Origin of the sequence: Xanthobacter sp. (assembly GCF_041911315.1) — a bacterium.
Classification (GTDB): Bacteria; Pseudomonadota; Alphaproteobacteria; order Rhizobiales; family Xanthobacteraceae; genus Xanthobacter; species Xanthobacter aminoxidans.
In genome coordinates, this window is sequence record NZ_JAYRPE010000011.1 from 108056 (window position 1) to 123063 (window position 15008).

Annotated in this window: 14 protein-coding genes; 8 read left to right on the plus strand and 6 right to left on the minus strand. The window is 66.6% G+C overall.

From position 1 onward, the window contains the following. The first annotated feature begins 208 nt into the window (after positions 1-208). Positions 209-1330: an ABC transporter substrate-binding protein gene (locus ACE3QW_RS04685; RefSeq protein WP_374250650.1), complete on the plus strand. Its 1122-nt coding sequence runs from the start codon at positions 209-211 to the stop codon at positions 1328-1330. 53 nt (positions 1331-1383) lie between these two features. Here ACE3QW_RS04685 and ACE3QW_RS04690 read toward each other — a convergent pair whose 3' ends face one another. After that, a complete protein-coding gene (locus ACE3QW_RS04690) occupies positions 1384-2064 on the minus strand; it encodes a TetR/AcrR family transcriptional regulator (protein WP_374250651.1) in 681 nt (226 codons plus the stop codon). Between the two features lie 166 nt (positions 2065-2230). Here ACE3QW_RS04690 and ACE3QW_RS04695 point away from each other — a divergent pair, with 166 nt between their 5' ends. The 7 genes from ACE3QW_RS04695 (at position 2231) to ACE3QW_RS04725 (ending at position 9678) form a co-directional block, all read left to right on the plus strand. Then, positions 2231-3787, plus strand: coding sequence for a long-chain fatty acid--CoA ligase (locus tag ACE3QW_RS04695; protein WP_374250652.1), 1557 nt, complete (start codon positions 2231-2233; stop codon positions 3785-3787). Then, positions 3784-4947, plus strand: a complete 1164-nt coding sequence (locus ACE3QW_RS04700; protein WP_374250654.1) for a beta-ketoacyl synthase N-terminal-like domain-containing protein — start codon at positions 3784-3786, stop codon at positions 4945-4947. Before ACE3QW_RS04695 ends, ACE3QW_RS04700 begins: the two co-directional genes overlap by 4 nt. Before the next feature lie 33 nt (positions 4948-4980). Further along, positions 4981-5775: an enoyl-CoA hydratase/isomerase family protein gene (locus tag ACE3QW_RS04705; protein WP_374250655.1), complete on the plus strand. Its 795-nt coding sequence runs from the start codon at positions 4981-4983 to the stop codon at positions 5773-5775. A 43-nt stretch (positions 5776-5818) separates the two neighbouring features. Continuing rightward, the gene (locus ACE3QW_RS04710) at positions 5819-6184 is read left to right on the plus strand and encodes a Zn-ribbon domain-containing OB-fold protein (RefSeq protein WP_250167079.1); all 366 of its coding nucleotides are present in this window, start codon (positions 5819-5821) and stop codon (positions 6182-6184) included. Between the two features lie 116 nt (positions 6185-6300). Further along, complete coding sequence (locus ACE3QW_RS04715) at positions 6301-7197, plus strand: branched-chain amino acid ABC transporter permease (protein WP_374250656.1); 897 nt, start codon at positions 6301-6303, stop codon at positions 7195-7197. A 10-nt stretch (positions 7198-7207) separates the two neighbouring features. Then, positions 7208-8974 (plus strand): ATP-binding cassette domain-containing protein, encoded by a 1767-nt coding sequence (locus ACE3QW_RS04720; protein ID WP_374250657.1) that lies wholly within the window; start codon positions 7208-7210, stop codon positions 8972-8974. Further along, positions 8971-9678, plus strand: coding sequence for an ABC transporter ATP-binding protein (locus tag ACE3QW_RS04725; RefSeq protein WP_250167082.1), 708 nt, complete (start codon positions 8971-8973; stop codon positions 9676-9678). Before ACE3QW_RS04720 ends, ACE3QW_RS04725 begins: the two co-directional genes overlap by 4 nt. A 70-nt stretch (positions 9679-9748) precedes the next feature. Here ACE3QW_RS04725 and ACE3QW_RS04730 read toward each other — a convergent pair whose 3' ends face one another. From ACE3QW_RS04730 to ACE3QW_RS04750, 5 genes are all read right to left on the minus strand, one after another. Then, complete coding sequence (locus tag ACE3QW_RS04730) at positions 9749-10534, minus strand: GntR family transcriptional regulator (RefSeq protein WP_374250658.1); 786 nt, start codon at positions 10532-10534, stop codon at positions 9749-9751. Positions 10535-10680: 146 nt separating this feature from the next. Further along, positions 10681-11697, minus strand: coding sequence for an ABC transporter substrate-binding protein (locus ACE3QW_RS04735; RefSeq protein WP_374250659.1), 1017 nt, complete (start codon positions 11695-11697; stop codon positions 10681-10683). Positions 11698-11801: 104 nt separating this feature from the next. Next, positions 11802-12686 (minus strand): MBL fold metallo-hydrolase, encoded by an 885-nt coding sequence (locus ACE3QW_RS04740; protein WP_374250660.1) that lies wholly within the window; start codon positions 12684-12686, stop codon positions 11802-11804. 40 nt (positions 12687-12726) lie between these two features. Further along, entirely contained in the window at positions 12727-13626 is a 900-nt protein-coding gene (locus tag ACE3QW_RS04745) for an ABC transporter permease (protein ID WP_374250661.1), read from the minus strand. Further along, positions 13619-14437, minus strand: a complete 819-nt coding sequence (locus ACE3QW_RS04750; RefSeq protein WP_374250662.1) for an ABC transporter ATP-binding protein — start codon at positions 14435-14437, stop codon at positions 13619-13621. The genes ACE3QW_RS04745 and ACE3QW_RS04750 overlap by 8 nt, the downstream gene beginning before the upstream one ends. Between the last annotated feature and the right edge of the window lie 571 nt (positions 14438-15008).

Sequence of the window (15008 nt, forward strand, 5' to 3'; positions counted from 1 at the left end):
GACCGCACCGAGCTCCGGCCGGTTTGCGTTCGCGGGCACTTCCCCCTTGCGGTGCGCAGTTTGATCCGATACCCCTACTATAAAGATATAAAACTTACTCACGAGTTTTGCAGTCGCCTTGAACTGCGGAACCGATGAGTTTTGATGGGGAGGAGCGGGTATGGTTCGGACGGGATCAGGAGGAGGCGCGCTGCTCGCGGGCGCTGCCATGGCGCTGTTGCTCGCGCCGGTTGGCGCCGCGCGGGCCCAGACGCCGGTCAAGATCGGTGTGGTCGAAGGCCTGAGCGGACCGCCGGCCATCGTCGACTTCGGCGAGAGCTACCTGCAAGGTGTCAAGCTGGCGCTGGAAGACTACAAGGCGAAGGGCGGCAAGACACCCATCGAGCTCGTGGTCTATGACGACGAGGCCAATCCCCAACGCGCCGTTTCGGTGGTCCAGCGCCTGATCCAGAACGATGGCGTCGCTGGCGTCATCGGCACGGTGTCGAGCGGCAATGTCATGGCCTTTGCCCCCGTGCTCCAGCGCGCCGGCGTGCCGCTCATCGCCGGGCCGTCAGCGGCGACCGACATTACCACCAAGTTCATCGACCAGAAGCCGAGCTTCATCTTCCGCTGCTCGATGATCGAGAAGTATCAGATCGACGCGATCCTCGATTGGGCGGTGAAGAACTACAAGAAGATCGGCCTGCTGCACTCGACCACCGGCTACGGCAACTTCGCCGCACAGGAGGCGACCGCCGGCCTGAAGGCACGCGGCGTGGAGCTTGCGGCGGTCGAGGCGGCAGCGCCGGGCGTCAACGACCTGACGCCACAGATGATCAAGATGCGCGATGCCGGCGTCGATCTCATCCTGCACTTTCACGAGTCGTTCGAGCTGCCGTATCGGCCCCTGCCGCGGCTCGACTATAAGCCGACCTTCGCCGGCAACTGGGGCCTCTCCTCGCTGAAGGTGAAGGACATCGTGGGCGTCGAAGCCATCCAGGGCACCGCCATGGGCCAGGCTCTCGACCTCTCCGATCCGAAGGCGCAGGCCTTCAACAAGCGCATGACCGAGAAATACGGCAAGGACTATCGCTGGCCGGTGGTCGCCGCGCTCGGCTATGACGCGGGCCAGATCATGTTCGCCGCCGTGGACAAGGTCGGCAAGTCGGACCCGGCGAAGCTGAGGGACGCCATCGAGAACATCGACGGCGTCCAGGCGGTCTCCGCCACGCCGGCGAAGCCGTTCGGGCCGAACGATCACGAATGCCTCGGCCAGGGCGACATCTTCCTCGGTATCTGGAAGGGCGACACGGTGGTGCCCGCGCCGAAGCTGATGCCCCAGAAGTAGCCGCGCCTTTCGGCCGCCGGGGCGATCACGGTCCGGCGGCGCGAGGGGAGGGATCAGGCCTGTGACTTCGCTCTCTTGCGCGGGGGCTTCGGCGACGCCGGGGCCGCAAGGCCGGAGATCAGGAGCGCTGCGAAGCTCTCCATGATCTCCTCCGGCGTGTTGGGGCCGGAATCCCGATACCAAGCTGGAATCCAGTTGACCACGCCGAGGGCGAACAGGCTCGCGAGCTTCGGGTCGCAGGGGCCGATGGAGCCGTCGCCGACGCCAAGGGCGATCAGTTCCTTCGTGGCGGCGCTGATGCGCTTTCGGCGCGCCACCACGTTCGCGCGATCTTCAGGTGCCAGCGAATCCACGTCGGTGAGCACCGGGCAGTTTCCAAGGTCGCCGAAGATGCCTTCCATGTAGCGACGCAGGTAGATGATCAGCTTTTCGAGGCCCGTCCCGTCATGGGCCGCGGCGAGGGCGAGGCCCGCCTCGCCATTGTCCATGGCCACCTGGTGGCAGGCGTAGAGCAGCTCCTGCTTGCTCTTGAAATACTGGTAGAGCGTCGGCTTCGACACGCCGAGAACCGACGCCACATCATCCATGGACGTGTTGGCGAAGCCGCGGCGGTTGAAGGCGGATGCCGCCACCCGCAGCACCGCCTCGCGCTTGCGGCGGCGCTGCTCGTCTCTGTCGAAGGCCGCACGCCCCGGCGCGGGAGCGCGGGTCGCCGCGCTGGGAGTGTCACTCATGAACTGGCGGGTCCTGCTTTCGGCGATAACGAGGAGCGGCTTCCCGGAGAACGCATCCGGCGCGCCGACCTTCGAACAAATACTGTGTCGCATGCTTGCATAAAACTCGCAAAACAGCTAGTCTGACTCATCAGTAAATATAACTACTAAATGGTAGGGGGGGCCGATGAGCATCGCCACGCTCATCCTGCAGACCGCGCGACGCCTGCCGGACAAACCCGCGATCACCGACGCCAACGGTACCCTCACCTACGCCGCCTTCGCCGATCGGTCGGCCCGGATCGCCGGCGGTTTGCGCACGATGGATCTCAAGCCGGGCGCGCGTGTCGTGCTGTTCATGGAGAACACCGGCGCCTTCTTCGAATGCCTCCTCGGCTGCTGGATCGCCGGCCTGTGCGCCGTGCCGGTCAACGCCAAGCTGCATCCGCGCGAGGTGATCGGCATCGCGGCAGATGCGGAGGCCGAAGCGCTCTTCACCACGCCCGGCCTGTCCGAGGCCCTTGCGGCCGAGATCGATGCCCTCGCCCAGCTCGCGATCATAACGACCGGCTCCGAGGCCTATGCACGCCTTGTCGCCGCCGAGCCGATCGCCTGCGAGGATGCGGCGCCGGAAGAACGCGCCTGGCTGTTCTACACCTCCGGCACCACCGGCAAGCCCAAGGGCGCGATGCTCAGCCATCGCAACCTCCTGGCCATGTCGCTCGCCTACTATGCCGATGTCGATTCCATCGACACCGATGAGACCCACATCGCATGCGCGCCGGTCTCCCACGGCGCTGGTCTCTACGCCTTGCCCTTCCTGATGAAGGGCGCGCATCAGGTGGTGCTGCCGGGCTTCGATGTGGAGGAGGTGCTGAAGGCCATCGCGCGCTACAGCAAGGTCGCGCTTTTCGCGGCCCCCACCATGCTCACGCGCATGGTGAACCATCCGGCGACGCTCTGCGCGGATCTGTCCAACCTGAAAACCATCTACTATGGCGGCGCGCCCATGTACGTCGCCGACCTGAAGCAGGCACTGCGTGTCATCGGCCCGAAGCTGTGCCAGATCTTCGGCCAGGGCGAATCCCCCATGACCATCACCTTGCTGCCGAAGGCGCTGCATGTGCGCGCCGATGGTGCCCCGGCCGATGACGCCGTGCTGGGCTCCTGCGGCTTCCCCCGCTCCGGGCAGGAGGTGCGGGTGGTCGACGAGAACGGGCATGATCTCCCGCCCGGCGAGGTGGGCGAGGTCATCACCCGCAGCGACTGCGTGATGGAAGGCTACTGGAACAACCCCGCCGGCACGGCGGCCGCCCTGCGCGACGGCTGGCTCTACACCGGCGATGTCGGCAGCCTCGACGCGCGCGGCTACCTCACGCTGCGCGACCGCTCCAAGGACCTCATCATCTCCGGCGGCAGCAACATCTATCCCCGCGAAGTGGAGGAGGTGCTGCTGCTCCATGAAGGCGTGCTGGAGGTGTCCGTCATCGGCGCGCCGCATCCCGACTGGGGCGAGGAGGTGGTGGCGTTCGTCGCCGTCCGCCCGGGGGCGGAGGTCGACGCTTCGGAGCTGGACCAGCTCTGCCTCGATAACATCGCCCGCTTCAAGCGACCCAAGCGCTACCGCTTCGAGGCGGCGCTGCCGAAGAACAACTACGGCAAGATCCTCAAGACCGAGCTGCGCCGCCGGCTTGCCGAGGCCGATGCCGCAGCGCGTGTCCAGGACCAGGGAGCCACCTCATGAGGCCGGTCTTCGTCGCCGGCATCGGCTCCTCGGCCTTCGGTCGTCATCCGGAAACGTCCATCGAGGCCCTCGCCATCCGCGCGGCGGACGCGGCGATCCGCGAATCCGGGCTCGATCGTGGTGACGTCGGCGCCCTCTATCTCGGCAATTTCGTCGCGGGGCCGCTGCTCGGGCAGGAGGTGCTGGCGGGGCTGGTGGCGGACGGGCTCGGCCTGCCGCAGATTCCCTGCACCAAGGTGGAGGGAGCCTGCGCCTCCGGCGGCATCGCCTTCCGCCACGCCTATCTCGCGGTGGCGACCGGCATGTGCGACATGGCGCTCGCCGTGGGCGCGGAGAAGATGACCCATGCCGACACGGCGGCCGTCACCTCGGCACTCAACTGCGCCATGGATTTCCGCAGTGACGGGGTGAGCGGGCTCACCTTCCCCGGCCTGTTCGGCCTCGCCTGGCGCCTCTATGAGCAGCGTTACGGCGCGACGCGGGACGACATCTCTGCCGTCGTGCGCAAGAACAAGGGCAACGGCCTGCGAAACCCGCTCGCCCAGATGGGCGCGCAGCTCTCGGTCGAGGAGATCGGCAACGCCCGCCTCATCTGCGATCCGTTGCGACTTTACGATTGCTGCCCGGCCAGCGACGGCGCGGCTGCCGTGCTGCTCGTCGCCGGCGATCGCCTGCGCGATGTGATCCCGCAGCCGGTGCAAGTACTGGCGTCGGCACAGGCGCGCGGCAGCGCACGCATCGCCGGCCATCCGGACCTCTGCACCTTCGAGGCGACGGTGGCCGCAGCTCAAGGAGCCTATGCGCAGGCCGGCATCACCGCCGACGAGGTGAGCTGCGTGGAGCTGCACGATTGCTTCTCCATCGCGGAGATCATCGATGCCGAGGATCTCGGCCTGATGCCGCGTGGTGCGGGGGCCGCCTATGCCGCCGAGGGCCGCACCGCCGTCGACGGCGACAGGCCCATCAATGCCAGCGGCGGGTTGCTGGCCAAGGGCCATCCGGTGGGTGCGACCGGCCTTGGCCAGATCTATGAGAGCGTGCTCCAGCTGCGCGGCGCGCACCCCAACCAGGTGAAGGGGGCGAAGGTGGCCCTCACCCACAATCTCGGCGGCACGGGCGTCGCCTGCACCGTCAATATCCTGCGCGCCACCGACGCCTGAGCGCGCCCCCCCGCAACAGCATCGGAACATCCCATGGGCGACATTCGCTGCGACCGCCACGGCAAGGTCTGGCTCATCACCATCGACCGCCCAGCGGTGATGAACTCCCTCGACTTCGCCGCCAATGACGAACTGGTTGAAGTCTTTCGTGATTTCGACCGCGACGACGGCGCTCACGTGGCGGTCGTCACGGGCGCGGGCGACAAGGCCTTCTGCGCCGGCGCCGACCTCAAGACCTACACCGTGAACTTCGCCCGCACGCCTGCCCCGGAGTTCCGCACCCGCTACACCAACGGCCCGGGATTCGGCGGCATCACCCGCTCGGTGGAGATCGACAAGCCCATCGTCGCTGCGGTGAACGGCTTCGCCATCTCCGGCGGGTTCGAGCTGGCGCTCGCCTGCGACCTCCGCTTCTGCGCGCCCAACGCGGAATTTGCCCTGCAGGACGCCAAGTGGGGATTCCATGCGTGCGATGGCGGGCTCATCCGGTTGCCGCAGATCGTCGGGCTGGGCCATGCCATGGAGATCATCCTCTCCGGCGACCGGGTGACTGCCGAGCATGCGTTCCGCATCGGCCTCGTCAATCGCATCGTGCCGGCCGAAGAGCTGGTGTCCTTCACCCTCGACTATGCGCAGATGCTGGCGAAGCGCTCGCCCCTCTCCCACCGTTTCGCCAAGGAGGTGATGCGCCGTGCGGTCGGCATGCCCATGGGCGAGGCCCTGCGGCTCGAATCCCGCTCCTTCTACGATCTCGGCCAGAGCCAGGACATCGTCGAAGGCACCACCGCCTTCCGCGAGAAGCGCGAGGCCGATTTCCAGGGTCGCTGAGTTCTTCACCATCGATCACAGCCATTTGGATCACAACCCGCCCATGTCCTCCGTCCTCTCCGCCTCGCCTGTCATCGAGATCCTGCGGTGTGCCGACTGCGGCCAGCTCGATCCGGGCCCGCGCGAGCTTTGCGCCTCCTGCTACAGCCCCAGGATGGAACCGGTGACGGTCGATGGCGACGGTGTCCTCGTCTCCTGGACGCTGGTGCGCCGTCCGCCGACCCGCTTCCAGGCGGACGGGCCCTATGCGGTGGCGGTGGTGGACCTCGACTGCGGTGTGCGCCTGACCGGGCGCCTTGCGAGCGTGCCGTTCGAGGAGGCCGAAGCGCCGCCGCTCGGTGCCCGCATGCGCGTCTGCGGCGGAAGCGCTGGCATTGCGCTGTTCGCGCCGGCCGACGCCGGCCGCTGAGTTTTCGCACGACGAGGCCGGCGCAAGACCGGCCGGAGAAAGCCTCCGGGAGAACGCATGCACACGAGACCGCCCGAACCGCATCCGTCCTTTCCGCCCTGCCGGGGAGGGGCGTCATGACCCTCCTCAACTTTTTCCAGCTCCTCGTCAGCGGCATCGCGATGGGCGCCATCTACACGCTCACCGCCAAGGGCCTGTTCATCACCCATCTTGCCACCCACCGGCTGAATTTCGGCCAGGGTGATTTCCTCATGGTGGGCGCTTTCGCCTCCATCGGCATGCTCACTGCGGGCGTTCCGGCGCCCCTCGCGGTGCTCGGCGTGCTCGTCATCATGGGCGTGCTCGGCTATCTGCTGGAGCGCTTCGCCATCCGCCCCCTGGACCGGCTCGGCGACCGCGCCGGAGCCTATTCCTGGGTGCTGACCACCGCGGGATCGGCGCTGATCCTCCAGAACATCGTCGAACTCGGTTTCGGCAAGTCCGCGCAATATGCGCCGCCCCTGTTCTCCAAGACCCGCGACAACGTCATCAACATCTTCGGCGTCGGAATCTTTTTCGAGGAGGCGGCGATCATCATCACCGCCTTCGTCGTCGTGGGCGCCTTCTACTGGTTCCTGTTCGGCTCGCGCTGGGGCAAGGCCGTCTATGCCGTGGCCTTCAATCCGGAGGCGGCTTCCCTCTTCGGCATCGACGTGCGCGGCGTGGTGGTGCTGGTGTTCGTGCTCGCCGCGCTGATGGCCGGCATCTCCGGCGTGCTCGTCGGGCCGCTGGTGTCGGTGCATCCGCACATGGGGCTGATCTTCACCATCAAGGCTCTGGCGGTCGCGGCGGTGGGTGGCTTCACCAATCCCGTCGGGATCCTGGTCGGCGGCCTGCTGTTCGGGGTCGCGGAGGCATTTTCCAACTATTGGGACAGCGCCTTCGGCGACCTCTACCCGCTGCTCTTCGTCATGGCCCTCCTCACTGTGCGCCCGTCCGGGCTGTTCGGCGAGCGACGTGCCGACGTGCGTTGAGGAGGCCCAGATGCCAAGCCTTATGCCACGCATTCCCCGCCTTGCCGTCTATGGCCTCGCCGCCGCCGCCATCGCGATATTCCCGCTGGTCGCTCCGAACCCCTTCTTCGTCCATGTGGGGCAGACCTTTGCCTACACCGCCATCGCGGTGATCGGCCTCAACATCCTGCTGGGGCTCTCCGGACAGATGTCGCTCGGTCACGGCGGCTTCTATGCCGTGGGTGCCTACGTCTCTGCCATCCTTGCCACCACCTATGGCTGGCCGCTCACCGTCTCCATGGCGATGGCGCTCGCCGCCTGCCTTGTCGTCGGGCTGCTGGTGGGGGCGGTGGCGCTCCGCACGCGGGGGCTCTACCTCGCGATGGCGACGCTCGCCTTCGGTTTTATCGTCGAGATCGTGGCCCAGCGCTGGGTGAGCGTGACCGGTGGAACCATGGGCCTTATGGGCGTGCCGCAGGTCGACTTCGGCAATTTCCGCATGGGGCCAACCTATTTCTTCTGGTTCGCCGCCGGCCTGCTGCTGCTGGTGCAGATCGCCAGCGACTATGTGTTCGGCTCCTCCATCGGCCGCCGTCTCAATGCGGTGAAGGAAAGCGAATCCTTCGCCGCGACGGTCGGGCTCAACGTGCCGCTCTGGCGCATCGGCGTGTTTGCGGCCAGTGCCGCGCTGGCGGGGCTGGCGGGCGTGCTGTTTGCACACCAGAGCGGGTTCGTCTCCTCCGATGCCTTTAACATCCGTCTCACGATCTCGCTGCTGATCGCCACCGTCATCGGCGGGCTCGGGCGCTCGGCGGGGCCCCTGCTCGGCACCGCGATCCTGATCGGCATCGCCGAGGCCATCGCCGCGGTCCACGACATCGGCCTCATGCTCTATGGCGGCATCCTGCTGGTGGTGCTGCTCCTCTTCCCCGAAGGCGCCATCGGCCTGTTCGGCAGGCGGCGGGCGAAGAGCGGCGTCGCGGCGGATGCGGTTCCCGCCTTCCTGCCCGCCCTCGCCGCGCGCGGCCGGGCCGGCGGTCGGCTCGACGTCGAGGGCGTGACCAAGAGCTATGCGGGCGTCGTGGCGCTGCGCGACGCAACGCTCTCGGTTGAGCCCGGTACGGTCCATGCGCTGATCGGCCCGAATGGGGCCGGCAAGTCCACCTTCATCAACGTGGTGGCGGGCCTCTATGCGCCCACTGCCGGCCGCATCCTGATCGGCGGTGCGGACGTGACCCAACTGCCGGCGCATCGCCGCGCGCGCCTCGGGCTGGTGCGCACCTTCCAGAACCTTCAGCTCATCCAGGGCGTGAGCGTGCTGGAGAACGTGATGCTGGGGATGGAGCGCCGCCGCGGCCTCCTTGCCGACGTGCTCGATTTTCTCGGAGGCAGGGGCCATGAGGCCCGCGAGCGGGCGGAGGCTGCCTCCATCCTCGCCTTCCTCGGCATCGGCACCCTTGCGGACATGAAGCCCAAGGACCTGTCCTACGGCCACCGCAAGCTGGTGGAGCTGGCCCGCGCCATCGCCCAGAAGCCCGCCATTCTGCTGCTGGACGAGCCGGTGGCGGGCGTGAACCCGCAGGAGGCGCGGGAGGTGGCGCGCATCGTCGGAAAGCTCCGGGACGCCGGCATCAGCGTGCTGCTGGTGGAGCACAACATGGAGTTCGTGATGGGCCTTGCCGATCGCGTCACCGTGCTCGACTTCGGCAACCGGATCGCCTGCGGCACGCCGGCTGAGGTGCAGAAGGACCCCAACGTCATTCGCGCCTATCTCGGCGCCGTGGAGGATGCGGCATGATCGAGGTCGATCACATCGATGTCGCCATCGGTCCGGTCGGGATCCTGCATGATGTCTCCCTGCGGCTGACGCAGGGGCGGCTGGTGACGGTGATCGGAGCCAACGGCGCGGGCAAGACCACGCTGTTGCGCACGCTCTCCAACATTGTCACCCCGCGCTCAGGGGCGATCCGCTTCGGCGGCAAGCCGACCGCCGGCATCAAGCCTCACCTTCTGGCGCGCGCGGGACTGGTGCATGTGCCTCAGGGGCGCCAGATCGTTCCCGGCCTGACGGTGCGCGACAATCTGGTGATCGGCGCCGACCGCGTGGCCGGTCTCGACGCCGACACCATTGCGCAGGGGCTGGAGCGGGAGTTCGCGCGCTTCCCCGTGCTGAAGGAGCGCCAGCACATCCTCGGCGGCAACCTCTCCGGCGGCGAGCAGCAAATGCTCGCGGTGAGCCGGGCGCTGATGATGCGGCCGAAGGTGCTGCTGCTGGACGAGCCGTCCCTCGGGCTCGCGCCGCAGGTGGTGACGACCATCCTCAAGGCGCTGCGGAGCCTTGCCGACGATGGCCTCGCCGTGCTGCTGGTGGAACAGCTCGCCCTGCTCGCGCTCGATACGGCAGACGAGGCCCATGTGCTGCAGCGCGGGCGCGTCGCCCTCAGCGGACCGGCCCACGACCTGCGCCGCGACCGGGCGGTGATCGAGAGCTATCTGGGATAGCTCCCGGTCGCCGCCTTTGCCGGTCACCGGACGCCGCCGCCGCGTCTCCGCCCTCGCCTGAGGGGAGCTTTCACGCGGACCGGGGCGCCTGGCTGTCGATGCGCATGAAGAATTGGGTGCGCGGGACGAAGATGCGCTGGAACGAGCCGTAATGCGCCGGGCTCGCCGAGCTGAAGATTTCCACCACCATGCCGATGGTCTTAGCTTCCACTCCGATCTTGGAGCAGATGTCGCGCGGCAGCGGCTCGATGCGGATGTCATACGTCATGCGCTGGACCGTCAGGTTCAGCTCACGGCGCAGATTGACGCCTTCCAGTGCCGTCCGCTTGTCCTTGCGCGCCTGGTCATAAACCCGCGCATCAATGATGAACTGGCTGTAGACGAGGAATTCGTGGCCGATGTCGACGATGCGGTCGATCTCGACCACTTCGTCTTCCACCCACTGCATGTGCATGTTCCAGGAGCCGCGGCTCCTGTGCCGGTGAATGCGGTCCACCTGGGGAAAGACGGGAAAGAAGTTCTCGCGCCGCTCGTCGCTGAACAGGAAGTGCCAGACCGTATCCACCTGACGCGGCTCGCGATTGACGAAGCTACCGGCCCGCCCCTGCTTGCGATCCACCGCCCCGTCCTGCACCAATTCGCGATAGGCCTTCTGCACCGTCCCGAGACTGAGTCCTGTGGCGAGCGCCAGATCCTTCTCCGGTGGCAGGCGGTCGCCAAGGCTCCAGTATCCCTCGCGAATTCCCGCCAGCACCGCGTCCCGCAGCTGGAGGTATTTGGGGGACTGGCCGGGGTCCTTCGGCGCAAAGCGGCGCCAGAAGTCGTGGCCCGCCGGGGACGCCGGAGCCTTGGTCACGGCATCTGCCTTGTCGTGCGTCGCACGCGGAACCCGAGGCTTTGTCATGGGAGATTCCGAACGCAGGTGAGAGGGCGGTGGTACTGACATTCCCCCAAGGAGGCAAGGCGTCGGCACCTGGCGTGTCCGGTGCCCGCCACGAGGGGTCAATCGCCGGGCAGATCGTGGACGTTGCTGAAGAAAACGTCCTTCCAGGAGGTCGGCAGGTTCTTCAGCAGGCCGGTCTTGTGCATGTATTGCGCGAAGACCATCACCTTCCGGGGCGTCGGCGAAAAGGTCATCATGTTCGGATCGTTTAGGATCGCCACGATCTCGGCCACCGACAGCTTCGAATTGTCGAACCGTTTGAACGCCTCCGCCGCCGCGGTCTTGTCGGCGGCGATGAGGCCCATCGCCTCGGTCAGCGCCGCATAGGTGGCGGCGTAGAGTTTGGGATTGGCCACCCGCCACTTGTCATTGGCATAGGCGGTAATCAGCGTGTTGGCGCCGCCGGTGACGTCATAGGAGCTGAGGATGGTGCGCACGTTCGGATTGGCGAGCTCCATCTGGATGAAGGGCACCGTCGTCACATGCGTCCTGGCGACGGCCCCGCCCGAGAGCAGCGCGGCGACCCCGTCGGGATGGGACATGGTGATGGCCAGCGTGTCGAACTTGTTGCGCTGGTCGAAGCCAAAGGCCTGGGCGGTGGCCATCTCCAGGATCAGCGCATGCTGCGTGCCCTTGCCGGCGGCCATGGCGATCCGGTCGGTGGGCTTGAAGTCCTTGATGGACGTGATCTCAGGATCGATGGTGTTGAAATAGATCGGGGAATCGCAGATCGCCATCATCCCCTTCACGGGCGCGAACTTCACCGTCTTGTCCCACAGATTGAGCATCACCGACGTGCCGGCCATGGCGATGTCGGCATTGCCGGAGATCAGCGCATCGGTGATGGCCGGGCCGCTGGTCAGCTGCGTGTAGATGACCTTGACATCAGGCACGCCGAGGGCTGCCGCATGCTTTTCGATCAGCTTGTTTTCCGCCGCGACGATCATGGGCAAATAGCACAGGCCGAGGCCGCTCACGATACGCACCTCGGCCGCCGCGACGGACTTGGCAACGGGCGGGGCGATGGTGGCGGCAAGAGCGACGGCCAATGCGGCCAGCCGGGCAAAATGTTTCATCTGGATCCCCTCATTGTCTGGAAGGTTCCGCGCCAGTTCGGCGTCTCGTTTGGTGATCGATGAAACGCGACGCCTGCAGGCGTCGCATTCCCATTTTCAACGCCTCAGAGCAGGCGGTCGTTCTGCGGTCCCTTGAGCGGGATTTCCATGAGATCCTCGCCGAAGAAGATGTTGCCGCCGTACACCCGAGAGATGTCGGCGACCACCCGCTCCCTGAGGCCGGGCCGGTCGAACTGTTCGGTGATGTGGGTGAGGACGAGGTTCTTCACCCGGGCGGCGCGCGCCAGCTCCGCAAGCTCCATGTGCCCCATGCAGCTGTGCGAGAAATCCGGGCTGTAATTGGTGCCCGAGAGGTAATGGCACATGTGCACCAGCACATCGCAATCCCGCGCCAGCACGTGCATGCTTTCCGCCGGCCCGCTGTCGCCGGAATAGACGAAGACGCCTTCGGGCGTCGTCAGGCGGAAGCCGAGGGTCACGAGGAAGGGCTGGAAGTGGTTCACCTGATCCGTCTCCAGCGTCCAGCCATCGCCCTTGATGACGTCGCCGGGCGAAAGCGTTGTGACCTCGGGGGCAGGGCGCGGCCGGGGCAGGGTGCCGCCGCGGGCCTTGAACAGATCGAGGCTCGAACCGTGCGACGTGCGCGCCACCAGATCCGCATTGTACACGCCGTCCAGCCCGAACAGGCGCTCGGTGATATCGGCGATAGGCGCCGGCCCGAACACCTTCAGCTCGGGAATGCGGTCGGCGCCCTGGTCCCAGCGCGTCAGGAGCAGGCGGCCATAGTCGCCGCAATGGTCATAGTGCAGGTGGGAGAAGAAGAGGTGGGTCACCTTGGTCGCGGGGATACCCAGCTCCAGCAGGCGATGATGGGCGCCGAAGCCGTGGTCCATGACGATCACGTCGTTTCCGGTCTCGATCACATAGCCGGAGGACATGCGGCGCAGGGACGGTGTGGGCGTGCCTGTGCCGAGAAGGCGAATACGCATGGGACTGCTCTTTTCCTTGGGTTGTATGTGCAGGGTGAGGTCAGCCGCGGCTCATGCCCCAGCGGCGGATGGTGCGGGCCTCGATGGTGCGGAAGATCAATCCTTCCACCAGCAGGCCGATGATGATGACGCAGGTGAGCCCGGCGAAGACCTGATCGGTCTCCAGCTGGTTGCGTTTCTCGAACAGGAACCAGCCGAGGCCACCGGAGCGCGAGGACACGCCGAACACCAGCTCCGCCGCGATCAGCGTGCGCCAGGCGAAGGCCCAGCCGATCTTCAATCCGGATAGGATCGAGGGGAAGGCGGCCGGGATCAGGATCAGCGCCACGTAGCGCACGCCGCGCAGGCCATAGTTCTGACCCGCCAGCCTCTGTGTTTCGGAGACGCCCAGAAAGCCCGTCAGCGTATTGAGGGCCACCGCCCAGAGCACGGAATGCACGATGACGAAGACGAGGCTCGGAATACCAAGTCCGAACCACAGCAGCGCCAGCGGCAGGAGGGCGATGGCGGGCAGCGGGTTGAACATGGCGGTCAGGGTGGCCAGAAGGTCGGCACCCAGCCGCGAGGAGACGGCGAAGGTGGTCAGCATGGCCGCAAGGGCGATGCCGATGGCATAGCCCGTCATGAGCACCTGGAGCGTGGCGCCGATGCGCTGGAGCAGGACGCCGTGGATGAGGCCGTCCCACAAGGCGCGCAGGGTATCCGTCAGCGTGGGGAACATCAGCGGGTTGGAGAGCCAGACGGCATAGACCTGCCAGGCCACCATCAGCGCCACGACGATGGCACCGCGCCGCACCCCCTCCATGTTCGCGAGGTGTTCCCAGAGCGAGAGCGGGCGCTCGATCTCGGCCGCATCGCTCACAGGCGGCGTGGTCCGCTCGAACTCGGGCCGGATCGGCGGAGACAGCCGGGTGACCGGCAAGGGGGTGATTTCAGCCATGATGCCCCTCGGCGAAAAGCATGGTGTTGATCTTCTGGGACAAGGCCATGAAATCGCTGCCGCCCTGATGGTCGTGCCCGTATTGGTGGGCGTTCAGTTCCGCCTTCACCTGGCCGGGATGGGGCGAGAGCACGAGGATGCGCGAGCCGACCACGATCGCCTCCTCGATGGAGTGGGTGACGAACAGGACGGTGAAGCGGGTGTCGTCCCACAGCTGCAGCAGTTCGTCCTGCATCTGGCGACGGGTCAGGGCGTCGAGGGCGGCGAAGGGCTCGTCCATCAGCAGGATGGCGGGCTCCATGGCCATGGCACGGGCGATGGCCACGCGCTGCTTCATGCCGCCTGACAGCATGTGCGGATAGGCATCCGCGAACTTGCCGAGCTTGACCTTGGTGATGCTGGCCATGGCCCGCGCACGGGCTTCGGCGCGGGGAAAGCGGCGGCTCACCAGGATGGGGAACATCACGTTCTCCAGCACGGTCTTCCAGGGCATCAGCTGGTCGAAGTCCTGGAATACCATCATGCGGTCGGGGCCGGCGCCGTCGATCATCTGGCCGTTCAGCCGCATGAAGCCCGCCACCGGTTTCAGGAAGCCGGCGACGCCTTTCAGCAGGGTGGACTTGCCACAGCCGGAAGGGCCGAGCAGCACGAAGCGGTCGGCCGGATAGACTTCGAAGCTCACGTCGCGGGTGGCCGTGACGAGCAGATCGCGGGTCTTGTACTGGAGCGTGACCCCGGACACCTCCAGCAATGGCCTCGTTTGTGAAAGCGGATACGTCTGGTCTTTCGGATGTATGGCGGCAGCGTTCATCGGCCCCCTCGTTGTTCCGGCTCTGGTTTCGCCTTCGACAGTGTCCGAACGGGACGCCGGCGCGGCGAATTGCATTTGTGATATGTAGTGAAAGATAAAACGCTATATAGTTTATTGTCAAGAGAGCCGTAGCGGCGCCCGAATGGCGCGGAACGGCCGCGGTGCCGGCGGATGTTTCCATTCGCCCGGGGCGTTACCGGGCGTGGAAGCCGCGTCCGCAGGCCATCCGTTCTCGGAGGCCGAGGTGCGCAGCCGGGCGGAATTCGGGCGTGTGGGGATCACGTCGACTCCCGCGTCGCCGTGCCGGCAGAAGGCGGGCCATGTCCTCAATGTCGAGCGGCTTGATGGACCTCGGCCTTGTCGCGGCCGTTGATCGTCTCGGCGCAAGCAATGCCATCGCTGTCACCGACGCTGCCGCCGGCGGGCGTGATGCCCGCCTTCGCAAGGCGCTGGGTGTCGGGGGGCTCAGCTGTTGCGAGCGGTGGTTGCCATGACGCATCGGGCCGCCGCGATGAGCGGGGCGGTTCGCGCCGGTGCATCCCGACGACGATGGCGGGAAAAGCGGCGGGCT

Excerpts from the sequence above, each read along its gene's own strand:
- ACE3QW_RS04700 (WP_374250654.1), top strand. The coding sequence starts at position 3,784 with ATGAGGCCGGTCTTCGTCGCCGGCATCGGCTCCTCGGCCTTCGGTCGT.
- ACE3QW_RS04685 (WP_374250650.1), top strand. The coding sequence starts at position 209 with ATGGCGCTGTTGCTCGCGCCGGTTGGCGCCGCGCGGGCCCAGACGCCG.
- ACE3QW_RS04740 (WP_374250660.1), bottom strand. The coding sequence starts at position 12,686 with ATGCGTATTCGCCTTCTCGGCACAGGCACGCCCACACCGTCCCTGCGC.
- ACE3QW_RS04710 (WP_250167079.1), top strand. The coding sequence starts at position 5,819 with ATGTCCTCCGTCCTCTCCGCCTCGCCTGTCATCGAGATCCTGCGGTGT.
- ACE3QW_RS04750 (WP_374250662.1), bottom strand. The coding sequence starts at position 14,437 with ATGAACGCTGCCGCCATACATCCGAAAGACCAGACGTATCCGCTTTCA.
- ACE3QW_RS04725 (WP_250167082.1), top strand. The coding sequence starts at position 8,971 with ATGATCGAGGTCGATCACATCGATGTCGCCATCGGTCCGGTCGGGATC.
- ACE3QW_RS04715 (WP_374250656.1), top strand. The coding sequence starts at position 6,301 with ATGACCCTCCTCAACTTTTTCCAGCTCCTCGTCAGCGGCATCGCGATG.
- ACE3QW_RS04745 (WP_374250661.1), bottom strand. The coding sequence starts at position 13,626 with ATGGCTGAAATCACCCCCTTGCCGGTCACCCGGCTGTCTCCGCCGATC.
- ACE3QW_RS04705 (WP_374250655.1), top strand. The coding sequence starts at position 4,981 with ATGGGCGACATTCGCTGCGACCGCCACGGCAAGGTCTGGCTCATCACC.
- ACE3QW_RS04720 (WP_374250657.1), top strand. The coding sequence starts at position 7,208 with ATGCCAAGCCTTATGCCACGCATTCCCCGCCTTGCCGTCTATGGCCTC.
- ACE3QW_RS04735 (WP_374250659.1), bottom strand. The coding sequence starts at position 11,697 with ATGAAACATTTTGCCCGGCTGGCCGCATTGGCCGTCGCTCTTGCCGCC.
- ACE3QW_RS04690 (WP_374250651.1), bottom strand. The coding sequence starts at position 2,064 with ATGAGTGACACTCCCAGCGCGGCGACCCGCGCTCCCGCGCCGGGGCGT.
- ACE3QW_RS04695 (WP_374250652.1), top strand. The coding sequence starts at position 2,231 with ATGAGCATCGCCACGCTCATCCTGCAGACCGCGCGACGCCTGCCGGAC.